Raw genomic sequence first — 15,675 nt, 5'->3', positions numbered from 1 at the left:
GGAAATACAAGGAGCCACAACCATATTTGCGGTCAACTTGAAGCGAATCCTAAAGTTACTTAACGAATGAGAGCAAGAATAAGGCAATGAAAAAGGGTATTTTCTGTTCAGTTTGAACAAAAAGTACGCTTTTTTAATTTTCAAAAACAAAATTATTATAAAAACGTAAGTTTTTCAGTGCCCTCAGCACAGCGACGAGGAGGCTGAGGCCATGCCGGCGGAAAGCGCCCGTCTGGAACGTAAATCAAAGTCTACTCGCTATTAATGCTTTTAAAAGTATATAAAATAGATAAATTCATAAATAGAAGCATAACTGCCATGCCGGCGGAAAGCCTCCGTCTGGAACGTAAATCAAAATCTACTTACTATTAATTTCATTTACCTCTTAAACAAGAACGTTAAAATTATTAGCAATTCCATTTTTCTATCATGAAATGGGACAGATAGTCATATATTTTTTTAGGGGGAATGTTATGCTATCGAAAAGAAAATGGGTTCTTGCATTTCTATTAGTATTTACTTTTATCGCGATGGACAAATTAGAAGAAAATGACGCACTGTCTACTAACTATGCTTCTAAACTTTTAGCTCCTCAAAAGCCTACAGAAATGTATCAAAAAGTAAGAGATTGGATTACCCCAAACGAGGAAGTAGTCACAGTGAGTGGACCGCTTTTAGAAAATCCAGTACTGGAGTATAGCACTATTCAACCATATAGTGAGGGGGCAGTTCTGTCGCTCTCTGCTTCACAGGAAATTGGAGCTTCTGAAAATGGACTGATTATATTTACTGGCTATAAGAAGAAAACAGGCAAGACTATATCTATTTTGTACGACAATGGAGAAACAGTTACTTATGGATTTGTGGAGGATTTCTTCCAGCTACCCTATACTTCTGTAAGCGCTGGAGAAATATTTGCATCAGTAAAGCGAGATATACTGTATGTGCAAGTAGAGAAGGATGGGGAAGTATTAGATACGACGGAAATCGTTGACTGGCTAGCTTTAAACTATGAAGAATAGGCTTTTCCGTATACATCCGATTATGATCCCCTTTCTTCTTTTTTTCTATTTATCTGGAGAGATTGCAGTTTATGCTATCGTTTTCGGCTCTCTCATCTTACATGAATTAGGTCATTTAGGAGCTGCAAAGCTAGTTGGTGGGAAAATATATTCATGTACGATTCTCCCGTATGGAGGAGAAATTAAAATCGAACAATTTTCTAAATGGGAAAAGAGAGAGCAACTTGTTGTTATTTTTGGAGGACCATTTGTTACTTTGTTACTTCTTTTATTAAGTCTAATTTTGCATTTTCCACAGGTGGAGCTACTTACCTATACGCAGCTAGTAATTCTAGGATTAAATTTACTTCCTATTTATCCACTTGATGGCGGACGCGTTATCTATTCAATATTTCCGAACTTTTATATCGAGTTAGTCAGTTTTTCTCTATGGATCAGTATGCTAATCTTTTATACCAGTCTGTACTACTTTCCTAAAGGTTTATTTGTATCGCTAATCTTTTTGTTTATTGCTATACAAAATTATTCTTCTTGGAGATTTAGAAAGTACAAGCTAGCATTTGATCGGATGACGAAAAACGCTTGACTCGATTTTTTATATGTGTTAACATTTTAATGTTATTGTTTGTAGCAGCACCCGTTGCTACAACCGCTCTGAAAAGGTTCAAGCATTCGAGTAATCGAATCACCTTTTGTAAGGCGAGTCTTAGTCTAAGAGGAGGTGCAGGTAAATGTACGCAATTATTGAAACTGGTGGTAAACAAATCAAAGTTGAACAAGGGCAAGAAATCTATATTGAAAAATTAGATGTAAACGCTGATGAAGTTGTAACTTTTGATAAAGTTTTATTCGTAGGTGGGAATGATGTTAAAGTTGGTGCTCCATTCGTGGAAGGTGCTAAAGTTACAGCGAAAGTTGTAAAAAACGGCAAAGCTAAAAAAATCATCGTTTTCAAATACAAAGCTAAAAAGAACTATCGTAAAAAACAAGGTCACCGTCAACCATATACTAAATTAGTAGTAGAATCTATTAGCTTATAATATGATTAAAGTGACTGTTACACGAGATCAATCAGGTCTTATTCATTCCTTTGAAATGAAAGGACATGCTGATTTTGCTGAACATGGGAAGGATTTAGTTTGTGCAGGAGCTTCTGCTGTATCATTTGGTGCAGTGAATGCCATTATCTCACTTACAAAAATTACTCCTATTATTAAGCAAAGGGGTGACGGAGGGTATTTATACGTTGAAGTACCTAGCATTGAAAGCTCTGAAAAAGCTGCAAGCATGCAGTTAATATTGGAGGCAATGATTGTATCTTTACAAACGATTGAGCAAGATTACGCTAAGTATATAAAAATAACCTTCAAAAAGTAGGAGGTGGAACATATGTTAAGATTAGATCTTCAGTTTTTCGCATCGAAAAAAGGAGTAGGTTCGACTAAAAATGGTCGTGACTCTCAATCGAAACGTCTAGGCGCTAAACGTGCTGATGGACAATTCGTATCAGGCGGATCAATTTTATTCCGTCAACGCGGTACAAAAATTCACCCAGGTGAAAACGTTGGCCGTGGTGGAGATGACACACTTTTCGCGAAAGTTGACGGTGTAGTGCGCTTTGAGCGTTTCGGCCGCGACAAGAAAAAAGTAAGTGTATATCCTGTAGCTCAAGAAGCTTAATTTACAAAATAAGAGGACTGCATTTATGCAGTCCTTTTTTATTTTCTTAAATAACAAAAAAGTAATCATACTCCTGCACAAAATAATTCTATACCTGTTATACTAGAAGGATAGTAAACGTTGGAGCGTGTATACTAATATGAATCCTAAAAATATATCAATTAACGAAGTACTTCGTCATTCCATGCATGATTTTTTAAATCAGATGCATTTAATTCAAATGAATTTGGATATCGGTAGACCCGAAGAGGCTAAACAATTAATTCATAGGTATTCAAAGAAGTGCGCCCAATTCTTCGATTTAAACAATTTAGGATTGTTAAAGACGAATGAATGGCTGCAAACGTTTCCTATAACGTATGGTCAGATGACTTTAGAAATTCAAACATCTGTGTCCAAACGTGGATTAGAAATGTTCGATTATGAATTAGAAAATATTCTCGATTGCTTTGTGCAAACAATTTATCCTAAGCTGCAAGGCTATCAAGAACAGATTCTAAAGGTTCATATCCATTCAAATGAATTACTTGAAGTTATAATTGAAGTAAATGGAGATTGGTCTCCATTCTCTTGGATAGAATATTCGAATCATGAATTATTTACTATGGAAAGACTGAACAACACAGTAGGATACCTGCAATTTAAGTTAGTTGCAAAGGAAAGATTGGAGTGAAATAAATGTTTGTCGATCACGTAAAGGTGTATGTAAAAGGTGGAGATGGCGGAGATGGTATGGTTGGTTTCCGTCGTGAGAAGTATGTTCCTATGGGAGGTCCCGCTGGGGGCGATGGAGGAAATGGAGGTAACGTAGTCTTTGAAGTAGATGAAGGATTACGTACTTTGATGGATTTCCGATATAAGCGACAGTTTAAAGCTAACCGAGGAGTACACGGTGGTAGTAAGAATATGCACGGTGCAAACGCGGATGATTTAATTGTTAAAGTACCAGAAGGAACTGTAGTGATGAATGAGGAAACTGGACAAGTTATCGCTGACCTAGTGGAGCATGGACAAAGAGCTGTTATTGCTAAAGGTGGAAGAGGCGGACGTGGAAATTCACGTTTTGCAACACCAGCGAATCCAGCACCTGAGTTATCCGAAAAAGGAGAACCAGGATTCGAGTTAAACGTTGTTTTAGAGTTAAAAGTGTTAGCTGATGTAGGACTAGTAGGCTTCCCAAGTGTTGGTAAATCTACATTACTCTCTGTAGTATCAGCGGCTAAGCCTAAAATAGCATCGTATCATTTTACAACCATTGTACCTAACTTAGGGCTAGTAGAAACGGAAGATCACCGCAGCTTTGTAATGGCTGATTTACCTGGACTTATCGAAGGTGCTCATCAAGGTGTAGGCCTTGGACATCAATTCCTGCGTCATATCGAACGTACTCGTGTAATTGTACATGTTATTGATATGTCTGGCATGGAAGGTCGCGAGCCTTACGAGGATTATGTAACGATTAATGAGGAGTTAAGACAATATAATTTACGATTGACTGAACGTCCTCAGATTATAGTAGCAAACAAAATGGATATGCCTGAAGCAGAGGAAAACCTAAAAGCATTTAAAGAAAAAGTGGGAGCAGATGCAAAAATATTCCCTATTTCTGCAGTGTCTCGTCAAGGATTACAGGAATTGCTCTTTGCTATAGCTGATATCTTAGAAGATGCTCCTGAGTATCCATTAGAGCATATGCAGGAAGAAGAAACAGAAACATCTGTTATGTACAAGCATGAAGCTTCTAAGGATGACTTTGTTATTTCTAGAGATGACGATGGTGCATTTGTACTTTCTGGTGGTACTGTAGAAAGATTATTTAAAATGACAGACTTCAGTCGAGAAGATTCTATCCGCAGATTCTCTAGACAATTACGTGGAATGGGTATCGATGATGCTCTTCGTACACGTGGTGCAAAAGATGGAGATACTGTACGACTATTACAATTCGAGTTTGAATTTATCGAATAGGGAGATGGGAACCGCATGAAGGATGTTACAAGCCAACGATTTTTTCTAGTGAGAGAAGATGTGTTGACAGAAGCAATGCAAAAAACTTTAGAAGCTAAGCATCTCCTTCAATCGAGGAAAGTTTCCTCGATTTGGGATGCTGTGAAAGAAGTCGATTTATCGCGTAGTGCTTTTTACAAATATCGTGATGCGGTTTTTCCGTTCCATTCTATTGTACAAGAAAGAATCTTAACTGTATTTTTACAGTTAGAGGACCGAGAAGGAACGCTTGCACGATTATTATCCCTAGTGGCTGATTATGCTTGCAATGTCTTAACAATTCACCAAACGATCCCGATACAGGGACGAGCTAGCGTGACATTGTCATTGGATGTAACAGCCATGGCAAAGGAATTAGACGAGTTTATAAACGAAATGAAGCGACTAGACTTTGTAGAATCAGCAGAAATAATTAGTTCTGGTGCTTTTTAAGGAGTGTTTGTGTATGATTAATCACCAAGTTGCTTTTCTTGGACCTGAGGCATCTTTTACCCACTTAGCAACACAGGCATTATTTCCAGAGGCACCATTGTTACCTATCCGTACGATTCCAGAGTGTATTGAGATGGTGAGCAACGGTCAAGTTGAAATAGCAGTAGTACCATTAGAAAATGCGCTAGAAGGAACAGTTCCTTTAACAATAGATTATTTGTTTCACGAAGCTAACGTCTTTGTGATTGCAGAAATTCTATCGCCGATAGCACAGCATTTAATGGTTCATCCAAATAATGAAAAAAGATGGGAAGAGATCTCAAACATTTACTCCCATCCTCATGCTTTGGCCCAGTGTCATAAATATTTGTATTACCGATTTGGTAAGGTGCCACTTGAGCAAGCATCCTCAACTGCAGCGGCAGCCAAATATGTCTCGGAGCACAGTGATCAATGTATTGCAGCAATTGCTAATACTTCAGCTGCTGAAGAATATGGGCTGAAAATCGTGGAACAAAATATTCATGATTTCCATTTTAACCATACTCGTTTCTTTGTCCTTTCAAAGACGAAAACAAGTATTGAAGAAATAGGTCATAATGGACAAATTAAAACGACGGTTATGATTACATTGCCAAAAGATGACCGATCTGGTGCTTTACATCAAGTTCTTTCCGTATTCGCTTGGCGTCAGCTGAACTTAAGTAAAATTGAATCTCGTCCGTTGAAGACGGGGCTAGGACAGTACTTTTTTATTATCGATGTGCTTGAAAATGAAAAAGCACCTATGATGAAAGGTGCGATGGAAGAGCTAATAGCTTTAGGGTGTGAAGTAAAATCACTCGGCTCCTACTATACATATGAAACAAAAGCGGAAGCATCCACTAACTGAGATGCTTCCGCTTTTTTATTGTTTAGGAAATGTCTAGCTCCATCGCCTTGCCCCTCGGGGTCAAATGGATAAAAGCTCCGGTGGCTGAGGAGCTGCCTCCTCGCTTTTCCCCATTTGCCTGTCGGGGCAGAGATAGGCGTTTGCGCTTTTCTTCATGTCTAGCTCCATCGCCTTGCCCCTCGGGGTCAAATGGATAAAAGCTCCGGTGGCTGAGGAGCTGCCTCCTCGCTTTTTCCCATTTGCCTGTCGGGGCAGACATAGTAGTTTGCGCTTTTCTTAATGAATATTAACCCTCAAACACATAGCCTTTTTCTCGTATTGCTGTGATTCCTCGTTGTAATATCTGTTCATTTGGAGCAGATAACAAATGAATATGAAGGCCGGCAGTTAGCTCTAATAAAAAAGACGCCTCTGTTTCTTGGACTTTTTTTAAAAAGTTTTCGACATCATGACGATTAGAAACCATGATAGAGGAGGTGATTTCTCCATAAACCGGATGCTCTACAGTTACACTTTCCACTGTGACACCTGCATCCACTAATGTCAGTAACTCGTCTTTTGTATCTTCTGACTTATGATTACAGGCAATTTTTCTTTTTACAAAATTACTTTCCTCTTGATTGGGAAGTAAGATGTAACCTTGACTGGTAGACAAAATAGGATGGTTAATAGCTTTTAGTAATGTGATGTCACTGACGATAACCTGCCTACTTACATTAGTTAGCTTCGCAAGATCAGCTCCAGTGATTGGGGAGTCCTGTTCCTTTAAATAAGTCAAAATCCATTCTCTTCGCGCTGCCCCTTTTAATTTTTTCAATGTAAATCCCTCCAATCTTGCATAACGGTATAGTTACTATTCATAAGTTTATCATGAAGGGAAGTAACATTGTTTTAAAATCTGTGACCAATTTTTGATGTTACACATATTTTAATGTGAAGGAAGGAGGAAGACTTTGCAAATTCATATTGTCAAAAAGGGTGACACCCTTTGGAAAATCTCCAGAGAGTATGGAGTTTCTTTTGATGATTTAAAAAAGATTAACGCTCATTTAGCAAATCCAGAATATATAGTACCTGGCATGAAAATCTTCATCCCAGAAACTAAAAAGGCAGAGACTATGGTACATCCGTACGGAGATAATCGTCCCAACAAAAAAGGGATGATGGGGGATGGAACGGCACAGCCATACGATGGAAATCTTAAAAATATGCAAAAAGCTCAGCCAGCTCAAGTAGCACCGGCACCTAAAGCACAACCAGCACCACAAGTACCACCTATACAAAAAGCGGAACCAATCGAGACGATGCCAATTATGCCACCAATTCAACCTCAGGCGGAACCAAAAGCGATTCCAATACCGATCCCAATTCCCGAATCCAAACCCACACCAGCTCCGGCACCTAAACCAGTACCAAAACCTGCGCCGAAACCAGCACCTGCACCTAAGCCAATAGCTCAACCTAAACCCACACCAGCTCCAGCACCAAAACCAGTTCAACCAATTCAACAACAACCAGTACAGCCAGTACAACCAATTCAAGTACATCCGATGCCAGTACCGATGCCAATGCCTATACCAATTCCATGTCCACCGATGCATCAACCAGTATACACAATGCCATGTCCACCAATGCCTTGCCCACCGATGCCATGTCAGCCAGACTATCCGGTACACTATTTGCCACATATGCAACCAATGGCTGTTCAACCAACGACATCCGCTCCAATGGACATGATGACTAAACCAGAATTTGAAATGCCATCACCAAATAGCTGGATGCTAATTGAGTCGACGAGTATGACAACAGAGGGACAGGTAGAATTTAGTGCTGCACCTAGTCATCCACGTATGCATGTAGAAGAAAAAGTTCATGAGCAGGTGATGCAAATGTTTGTTGAGGATCCTTCATCTGCAATGGAAATGGCTTATGATTATATGCAGCATACTCAGCAGCCACAAGCTCACCAAACCTATGCTCAACCAGAATTTCAACAATATCCTGCATATAATCAGGTACAATGTTCATCATGTGGAGGCTCTAACCATGCGCAACCAGAAATGTATGCACACAACCCATATTTAGGTGGCTATCCTTGCCCTCCACAACATTTTTACCAACCAAATTTTCATTGCCCACCATATCCTCATAGACACTTTTAAATGTGGATACTTATATAAAGCAAATTAAAAAGAATGTGTGGAAGTGGAAAAAGGAAGACGGTATTTTTTCAGTTAAGAAATATGCTTCCCAGGAACAGGCTGCAAAAATTGGTTATATTCATGATGAACTTTCTGCACTCAAAAAACCATTTGTCCTACCAATTATTCCAACTACGCAAAAAGGGTATATCATTCAGCCGTGGTTCGAAAATAGTCGAGCAGTAAGCTACAAAGATAAAAAAGATCGCTTAGCGACGTACACTTTACTGAAAAGAATGCATGGAACGAGAAGGAAAATAGAATGGGAAAAGAGCCCGTTTCTTTATCCGTTTAACCTTATCTCTAAATGGCAAGCTAGGTACTTCAAGGTTTCAGAGATTGTGCCATTTATAGAATCGTATATTGGCTATAACCAGACTAAATTACTTTTACATTATGGAGAGATTGCTCTTAGTGAAATTCGACCATTTAGTTTGAAGAATTTAACCCTTTTACACGGTGATGTCGTTCATCATAATTTTCTAGTAAGAGATGATACGTATAAGATGATTGATTTTGATTTAGCAGTGCTAGGTCCAAAGGAAATGGAGTATATCCTATGGATTCATCGAGTACTACCTGAAATGGACTACAATATTGAGTTATTTTTAAATGAATTTCCAGAACTAGAAAAAATAATGTCCAAATACAAAGAAGCAATCATGTATCCGAATGAATTGTATAGAGAATGGTTATATGCATTTGCCTTACCAGAAGAACGTAAACAGAAGTTTATAAATCAGCTTATTCCGTATACGAACAAAGCTTTAACAAATTGGCCTATTTTATGCTATAATTTAAGTCAGCTATAATAGTTTACATGTAGTGGTCGCTCAAAGAACATGGGCGGCCCTCTTTGTTTGATATGTTATAATGATTAGAAGGATTGGTGGGAAATAAAGATGTATGATTACATAAAAGGGCAAGTCACTCGAGTGACACCTGAATACGTTGTGTTAGAGCAACAGGGAATTGGCTATCAATTGTTTACGCCTAATCCGTTCGCCTTTCAAAGAAGTGAGGAAGAAACGCAAGTCTTTACCTATCTACATGTAAGAGAGGATGCCCAACAATTAATGGGCTTTCCTAACCTGGCACAAAGAGAGCTATTTCGAAAATTGATCCTGGTATCTGGTATTGGTCCTAAAGGTGCATTAGCCATACTAGCAAGTGGTGAGCCGACACATGTGATACAAGCGATTGAAAGAGAAGATGAATCGTTCTTGGTCAAGTTTCCCGGAGTAGGTAAAAAAACTGCAAGACAAATGATTCTAGATTTAAAAGGTAAATTAAATGACCTAATAGATATCGAACAGCTAGAATTTGAGGACGATGAGCCAAGCCTATTCACTGAGCATGATACCGTTCATGAAATGGAAGAGGCTATGTTAGCTTTAAACGCTCTAGGATATTCAGAAAAAGAATTATCCAAAATCCGTCCTAAGCTTAAGTCAAACAATGAATTGACTACAACTGACGAATTCATGAAAAAATCATTGCAGCTACTATTCTCTGGTAAGTAAGAAAGGAGGAGTTTTGTTTGTCAGAACGTGTTATTTCCAGTGAAATTTCTTCCTATGATGAACCTTTTGAGCAATCCCTCCGTCCTCAGTTATTAACTCAGTATATTGGGCAAGATAAAATAAAGCACAATTTGGCTATTTTTATTGAAGCTGCAAAAATGAGAAATGAGAGCTTGGATCATTGCTTACTTTATGGTCCACCGGGTCTTGGTAAAACCACACTAGCTGCTGTCATAGCTAACGAAATGAATGTTCAAATGAGGATGACAAGTGGTCCCGCAATCGAACGTCCAGGTGATTTGGCAGCAATCGTTAGCTCTTTGGAGCCTGGCGATGTATTGTTCATTGATGAAATTCATCGTTTAAACCGCTCGATTGAAGAGGTTCTTTATCCAGCTATGGAAGATTTCTGCTTAGATATTGTAGTAGGAAAAGGTCCTTCGGCTAGAAGTGTACGTTTGGATCTCCCTCCCTTTACGTTAGTTGGAGCAACAACAAGAGCAGGCGCACTATCTGCTCCTTTACGGGATCGCTTTGGAGTGCTGCTTCGTTTGGATTACTATGATGAAGAAGCCCTTACGTCAATTGTATTAAGAAGTGCAGAGCTATTTAATGCAGCAATAGATCATGAATCAGCTGGTGAAATTGCCCGTCGCTCTAGAGGCACCCCCCGTATTGCCAACCGTTTGTTAAAAAGGGTTAGGGATTATGCTCAAGTGAGAGGTAATGGTAACATTAATATAACTATTGCTAAAGAAGCGTTGGAACTATTACAGGTTGATCCTAGAGGCTTGGATCATATCGACCATAAACTTATTAATGCTATGATTGAGCGTTTTAGAGGTGGCCCTGTAGGGTTAGATACGATTGCAGCAAGTATTGGAGAAGAGTCTACTACTATTGAGGATGTGTACGAGCCTTATTTAATGCAAATAGGCTTTATACAACGATCTCCTCGTGGAAGAATTGTCACCCCGCTTGCTTATGAACATTTAGGAAAACCATTGCCAATCGATGGAAACAATTAATAAAAGGATGTCCTTATAAATGAGAGTAGAAGATTTTGATTTTGATTTACCAGAAGAGTTAATCGCACAAGTACCGTTAGCTGATCGGACAAGCAGTAAGCTGTTAATCACCGATTATGCGAACCAAAAGCTAACGCATACCAACTTTTCTAAAATAATTGATGAATTACATGAAGGGGATTGCCTTGTACTAAACGATACTAAGGTAATGCCTGCCCGACTAATGGGAATTAAAGAAGATACTGGTGCTAATATTGAGGTGCTATTGTTAACTCAATTGGAAGGGGACGAATGGGAAACCCTTGTCAAACCAGCTAAACGAGTGAAAATAGGCACAAAAATAGTGTTTGGTGAAGGATTATTGACAGCAGTGTGTACCGGATTAAAAGATCACGGAGGAAGAATATTCCGTTTTGAATATACTGGAGTATTCTTTGAAGTATTGGACAAGCTTGGCGAGATGCCTTTACCACCTTATATTCATGAAAAATTGGAAGATAAGGATCGTTACCAAACGGTTTATGCAAAAGAACAAGGTTCAGCTGCTGCTCCAACTGCAGGCTTGCATTTCACAACCGAGCTACTTGAGGAGATAAAAGCGAAAGGTATTAAAATCGCATTTGTAACACTTCATGTAGGTTTGGGAACATTCAGACCAGTAAGCGTTGATTCCATAGATGACCATGAGATGCATTCGGAATTCTACCGTGTTACACAGGAAACTGCTGAACTGATTAATGGTGTGAAGGAAGCTGGCGGTAAAGTAGTAGCAGTTGGAACCACTTCCACAAGAACATTGGAAACTGTCGCTACAAAATTTGATGGTACATTAAAAGAAGATAGTGGATGGACATCTATTTTCATTTATCCAGGATACGAATTTAAATGTATCGATGGAATGATCACTAACTTCCATTTACCGAAGTCCACACTTGTTATGCTAGTAAGTGCTTTAACATCAAAGGAATTTATATTGTCCGCATACCAAGAAGCAATCGAGCAGCGTTATCGCTTCTTTAGCTTTGGTGATGCGATGTTTATAAAAGGAAGGAACTATTAAATGACTGCAATTACGTATGAATTAATAAAAAAAGATAAACAAACAGGTGCTCGTCTAGGTATAGTACATACACCTCATGGGTCATTCGAGACACCAACCTTTATGCCGGTTGGAACACAAGCAACTGTTAAAACAATGGCTCCAGAAGAAATCAAAGAGATGGACGCAGGAATAATTTTAAGTAATACCTACCATCTGTGGCTTCGTCCTGGACATGATATTATTCGTGAGGCTGGCGGATTACACAAATTTATGAATTGGGATCGAGCAATCTTAACAGATTCAGGCGGCTTCCAAGTATTTAGTTTAAGCGATATGCGTAAGATAGAAGAAGAAGGTGTGCATTTCCGCAATCACTTGAATGGGGACAAGCTATTTTTAAGTCCAGAAAAGTCGATGGAGATACAAAATGCACTAGGCTCTGATATTATGATGGCCTTTGATGAATGTCCTCCTTATCCAGCTACTTTCGAATACATGAAAGCATCTGTTGAGCGTACGTCTCGTTGGGCAGAACGATGCTTAACTGCTCATACAAACACGGATAAACAGGGCTTATTCGGTATCATTCAAGGTGGAGAATATGAAGAGCTTCGTCGCCAGTCAGCGAAGGATTTAATTTCATTAGATTTCCCTGGTTATGCTATTGGTGGTTTATCTGTAGGTGAACCAAAAGACGTTATGAATCGAGTATTAGATTTCACAACTCCTTTAATGCCTGATAACAAGCCTCGATACTTAATGGGAGTAGGCTCACCAGACTCACTAATCGATGGTTCTATTCGTGGCGTGGATATGTTTGATTGCGTATTGCCTACACGAATTGCTCGAAATGGTACATTCTTTACGCACCAAGGAAGATTAGTAATTAAAGGCGCTAAATTTGCTAGAGATTTTGGTCCTATCGATGAAAAATGTGATTGCTATACATGCAAAAATTATTCAAGAGCTTATATTCGCCACCTTTTCAAGGCAGATGAGACCTTTGGATTGCGTTTAGCATCTTATCACAATCTCCATTTCTTGATGAAATTAATGGAGAATGTACGCCAGGCAATTAGAGAAGATCGTCTATTAGATTTTAAAGAAGAGTTTTTTGAAGAGTATGGGTACAACAAACCAAATGCAAAAAACTTCTGATTCTTGTATACTGTATAAAGAGGAAAAGGAGGGGAAATATTAATGGATTTAGTAGGTTTATTGCCAATTATTGCTATGTTCGTCGTTATGTGGTTTTTTATCATTCGACCAGCGCAAAAGAGACAGAAAAGCACTGCCGAAATGCAAAGTAATCTAAAGCGTGGAGATCATATTATTACAGTAGGTGGATTACACGGTAAGGTAGATGCAGTGGATGATCAAACAATTTATGTAGTCGTAGCGGATGGTACTCGTTTACAATTTGAACGTGTTGCTGTTGGACGAGTTGTTACAGATTCTACAATTTAAGTAAAAGAACTTACTCTCTAATGAGTAAGTTCTTTTTTTGTGGGCAATATAAAATTGAGGTGAATTCATATGAATGATACTCTCATAATTATTTTGCGTACAATAGCATTGTATTGGATTATATTAGCTATTTTAAGAATTATGGGAAAAAGAGAAGTCGGCGAGCTAAGTATTTTTGACTTAGTTGTCTTTTTGTTGATTGCAGAAGTAGGATCCGTTGCAATTGATGACCCAGAAAGTAATCTTTGGCACGCTTTTTTACCAATGGGAATCTTGCTGATTATTCAACTGATTGCCTCGTATACCTCCTTAAAGAGTAAAAAATTTAGAGATATGATGGAGGGCCATCCATCCATTATTATAAAAGATGGCGTGATAGTGGAGAAAGAGATGAGGAAGCAAAGATATAATCTAGATGATTTGCTACAGCAGCTGAGAGAACAGCAGATTGGTTCTGTTCGTTCAGTTTCCTATGCCTTTTTGGAGCCATCAGGAAACTTATCCGTTTTCAAAAAGAAAGAGGAGCAGTTTATATTTCCTTTAATTATTGATGGAGATATACAAATGGATCATCTTATTCGAATTGGAAAAAGTAAAGAATGGTTATTGGACGAACTGAATAAGAAAATGCTTTATGATTATAAAAAAGTATTCTATTGTTCCTATGAGGAAGAAGAATTATATATACAACTCAAAACTTCTTTTTAATAAAAGAGCCCAAAACCACCCTTTTGAAGGGGGATCTTGGACTCTTACTTTTTTAACTAATGGACTTAAAATCTATTTTTAGAGCTTTTAGCTATTTTGAAAATCACACTTAGCTCTTTTCGTCGGATTTGTCCAAATAGTAATAGGCCGATTGTTAAATAAGCTAGAGTGAGTAAGCAATCTATTATCAATGATTGGCTACCTATGGACACTAACATTGGTCGAGTAATAATAGTCACTAGAAATACGACATAAGGTAACGCGAAAAAAGAGAACCCAATTTGAGCTTCTTTCTTTTGTTTAAGTGAAGCGATATGTAGAAATGAAGTGATCAGTACACCAAATCCTATCGCAACAATTGCACCTTTCTCCTGGATGCCAGCCTGAGATGCTAAGAAAAATAGTAATAGTAACTTTCCTACCCCGCCATAAAGCGAGTTGAGAAATGCGCTATTAGAGCTGTTGAGAGCCTGCAAGATAGAGAACAAAGGGCTTTGAATATAGTAAAAGAAAAAAATTGGAGATAGAATTTTCATATAGACTTCTGCGTTTTCAACATGAAATAGTTCATAGACTAGCTCACCACCATGTAAATAGAACAAGGTAGCTGCATAACAGCCCGTTAGAGTAGAAAATTTTAAAGATAAATGGATTCTCTCTTTAAGCAAACTATAGTTCTTTCTTGCATAAGCGTCACTTACAGCAGGTATAAGGACGATAGAGAGTGCAAAGGGTATAAAGGATGGGAACAGTAATAACGGTACTAAAACGCCTGAAATTACTCCATAGAGCGTTGTAGCAGCAACAGCGCTTATACCTGTAATAGCTAAAGCCTTGATAAAAATGATAGGCTCCAAAAACCATGTGAATGAACCAAAAAGCTTACTACCAGATGAAGGCAGGGCTATAGCGAATAATGGCGGCAGTGGATACGCCTTTTTTGACTTTGTATATGTTTGTTGTTTTTTCCACTTTTCATATCTCCATTTGAGATAAAGTAATGATGCTGCCTCTGCAACCAAAGCTAAGAACATAGCGTATGCAGCAGCTTCCTGTGGAGATGAAGAAGTTAAAAATAAAGGCAAGGCAAAGGTGATTAATAAGATACGAACTATTTGTTCAATTAGCTGTGCTATTGCTGTTTCTTCTAATTTAGCAATTCCTTGTAAAAAGCCTCTTAAGATTCCTCCTGCTGCTGCGATTGGTACAATAGCAATAGACACGTAGAGAGTCATCGTTATTGCATCGTTTTTCAATAGATTACTAGAAATAAGTGGAGTGACAAAAATAAAGATCGGTGTAAAAATAATCATAGATACTACGGTTACAATTACGGAAGTTCGCATAACTGTGAAATAATCAGATATAGCGTTTCTCGTTCGAAGCTCAGCTATAATTTTAGTTATAGCAATCGGTATGCCCAATTGGATAAGGGATAAGAAGAAGATAAAGGCTGGATACGCCGTGCTGTAAATACCAACTGCCTCTTCTCCAGTCAACCGAACGAACTGCATGCGGTAAATAAAGCCTAAGAACTTGGACAAAAAAATGGCAAACATTAATACAATGGACCCTCTTAAATACGTCGACAAATTAAACACTTCCTTCTCAAATGCAGGAACTTCGTTTACAATAATAATATGCAAGCCACTTACCACATTATTCTATAAAGA

General features: G+C 38.3%; 19 protein-coding genes and 1 other annotated feature. Of the genes, 17 read left to right on the top strand and 2 right to left on the bottom strand.

From position 1 onward, the window contains the following. Positions 1 to 473 precede the first annotated feature (473 nt). From M3627_RS10735 to pheA, 9 genes are all read left to right on the top strand, one after another. A complete protein-coding gene (locus tag M3627_RS10735) occupies positions 474 to 1,022 on the top strand; it encodes a hypothetical protein (RefSeq protein ID WP_169359900.1) in 549 nt (182 codons plus the stop codon). Positions 1,023 to 1,044: 22 nt separating this feature from the next. Further along, positions 1,045 to 1,608, top strand: a complete 564-nt coding sequence (locus M3627_RS10730) for a site-2 protease family protein (protein WP_251555615.1) — start codon at positions 1,045 to 1,047, stop codon at positions 1,606 to 1,608. Between the two features lie 51 nt (positions 1,609 to 1,659). Then, positions 1,660 to 1,739 (top strand) — a sequence feature (ribosomal protein L21 leader region). A 14-nt stretch (positions 1,740 to 1,753) separates the two neighbouring features. Beyond that, complete coding sequence (gene rplU, locus M3627_RS10725; RefSeq protein ID WP_142538629.1) at positions 1,754 to 2,062, top strand: 50S ribosomal protein L21; 309 nt, start codon at positions 1,754 to 1,756, stop codon at positions 2,060 to 2,062. Position 2,063: 1 nt separating this feature from the next. Beyond that, on the top strand, positions 2,064 to 2,399 hold the full coding sequence (locus M3627_RS10720) for a ribosomal-processing cysteine protease Prp (RefSeq protein ID WP_251555614.1): 336 nt from the start codon (positions 2,064 to 2,066) through the stop codon (positions 2,397 to 2,399). A 12-nt stretch (positions 2,400 to 2,411) separates the two neighbouring features. After that, a complete protein-coding gene (gene rpmA, locus M3627_RS10715; protein WP_144535725.1) occupies positions 2,412 to 2,702 on the top strand; it encodes a 50S ribosomal protein L27 in 291 nt (96 codons plus the stop codon). Between the two features lie 139 nt (positions 2,703 to 2,841). Beyond that, complete coding sequence (locus tag M3627_RS10710) at positions 2,842 to 3,375, top strand: Spo0B domain-containing protein (protein ID WP_169359903.1); 534 nt, start codon at positions 2,842 to 2,844, stop codon at positions 3,373 to 3,375. Between the two features lie 5 nt (positions 3,376 to 3,380). Continuing rightward, positions 3,381 to 4,670 carry a GTPase ObgE gene (gene obgE / locus M3627_RS10705; RefSeq protein WP_251555613.1) on the top strand — a complete coding sequence of 430 codons (1,290 nt, stop codon included), beginning with the start codon at positions 3,381 to 3,383 and terminating at the stop codon, positions 4,668 to 4,670. Positions 4,671 to 4,685: 15 nt separating this feature from the next. After that, positions 4,686 to 5,141 carry an ACT domain-containing protein gene (locus M3627_RS10700; protein WP_169359905.1) on the top strand — a complete coding sequence of 152 codons (456 nt, stop codon included), beginning with the start codon at positions 4,686 to 4,688 and terminating at the stop codon, positions 5,139 to 5,141. 13 nt (positions 5,142 to 5,154) lie between these two features. Continuing rightward, positions 5,155 to 6,033, top strand: coding sequence for a prephenate dehydratase (gene pheA, locus M3627_RS10695; protein ID WP_251555612.1), 879 nt, complete (start codon positions 5,155 to 5,157; stop codon positions 6,031 to 6,033). Positions 6,034 to 6,319: 286 nt separating this feature from the next. Here pheA and M3627_RS10690 read toward each other — a convergent pair whose 3' ends face one another. Then, positions 6,320 to 6,850, bottom strand: coding sequence for a transcription repressor NadR (locus M3627_RS10690; RefSeq protein WP_169357995.1), 531 nt, complete (start codon positions 6,848 to 6,850; stop codon positions 6,320 to 6,322). A gap of 136 nt (positions 6,851 to 6,986) precedes the next feature. On the opposite strand from M3627_RS10690, the gene M3627_RS20835 reads away from it, so the two are divergent. From M3627_RS20835 to M3627_RS10650, 8 genes are all read left to right on the top strand, one after another. Further along, positions 6,987 to 8,195 (top strand): LysM peptidoglycan-binding domain-containing protein, encoded by a 1,209-nt coding sequence (locus tag M3627_RS20835; RefSeq protein WP_285841692.1) that lies wholly within the window; start codon positions 6,987 to 6,989, stop codon positions 8,193 to 8,195. 2 nt (positions 8,196 to 8,197) lie between these two features. Next, positions 8,198 to 9,046: an aminoglycoside phosphotransferase family protein gene (locus M3627_RS10680; protein ID WP_251555611.1), complete on the top strand. Its 849-nt coding sequence runs from the start codon at positions 8,198 to 8,200 to the stop codon at positions 9,044 to 9,046. A gap of 90 nt (positions 9,047 to 9,136) precedes the next feature. Beyond that, complete coding sequence (gene ruvA, locus M3627_RS10675; RefSeq protein WP_169357998.1) at positions 9,137 to 9,757, top strand: Holliday junction branch migration protein RuvA; 621 nt, start codon at positions 9,137 to 9,139, stop codon at positions 9,755 to 9,757. Positions 9,758 to 9,774: 17 nt separating this feature from the next. Beyond that, a complete protein-coding gene (gene ruvB / locus M3627_RS10670) occupies positions 9,775 to 10,785 on the top strand; it encodes a Holliday junction branch migration DNA helicase RuvB (protein ID WP_169357999.1) in 1,011 nt (336 codons plus the stop codon). Between the two features lie 19 nt (positions 10,786 to 10,804). Next, complete coding sequence (queA, locus tag M3627_RS10665; protein ID WP_169358000.1) at positions 10,805 to 11,845, top strand: tRNA preQ1(34) S-adenosylmethionine ribosyltransferase-isomerase QueA; 1,041 nt, start codon at positions 10,805 to 10,807, stop codon at positions 11,843 to 11,845. Then, on the top strand, positions 11,846 to 12,985 hold the full coding sequence (gene tgt / locus M3627_RS10660; RefSeq protein ID WP_169358001.1) for a tRNA guanosine(34) transglycosylase Tgt: 1,140 nt from the start codon (positions 11,846 to 11,848) through the stop codon (positions 12,983 to 12,985). Positions 12,986 to 13,027: 42 nt separating this feature from the next. Then, a complete protein-coding gene (yajC, locus tag M3627_RS10655; RefSeq protein WP_169358002.1) occupies positions 13,028 to 13,294 on the top strand; it encodes a preprotein translocase subunit YajC in 267 nt (88 codons plus the stop codon). 69 nt (positions 13,295 to 13,363) lie between these two features. Further along, on the top strand, positions 13,364 to 14,002 hold the full coding sequence (locus tag M3627_RS10650) for a DUF421 domain-containing protein (protein ID WP_169358003.1): 639 nt from the start codon (positions 13,364 to 13,366) through the stop codon (positions 14,000 to 14,002). Positions 14,003 to 14,067: 65 nt separating this feature from the next. On the opposite strand, the gene M3627_RS10645 is transcribed toward M3627_RS10650, so the two are convergent. After that, on the bottom strand, positions 14,068 to 15,648 hold the full coding sequence (locus M3627_RS10645; RefSeq protein WP_240949541.1) for a putative polysaccharide biosynthesis protein: 1,581 nt from the start codon (positions 15,646 to 15,648) through the stop codon (positions 14,068 to 14,070). Positions 15,649 to 15,675 lie beyond the last annotated feature (27 nt).

The sequence above is a fragment of the Psychrobacillus sp. MER TA 171 genome (assembly GCF_023713305.1).
In the GTDB taxonomy this organism is placed as follows: domain Bacteria; phylum Bacillota; class Bacilli; order Bacillales_A; family Planococcaceae; genus Psychrobacillus.
The sequence above is the reverse complement of the archived record's forward strand: the minus strand, read 5'-3'. Positions and strand labels throughout refer to the sequence as shown.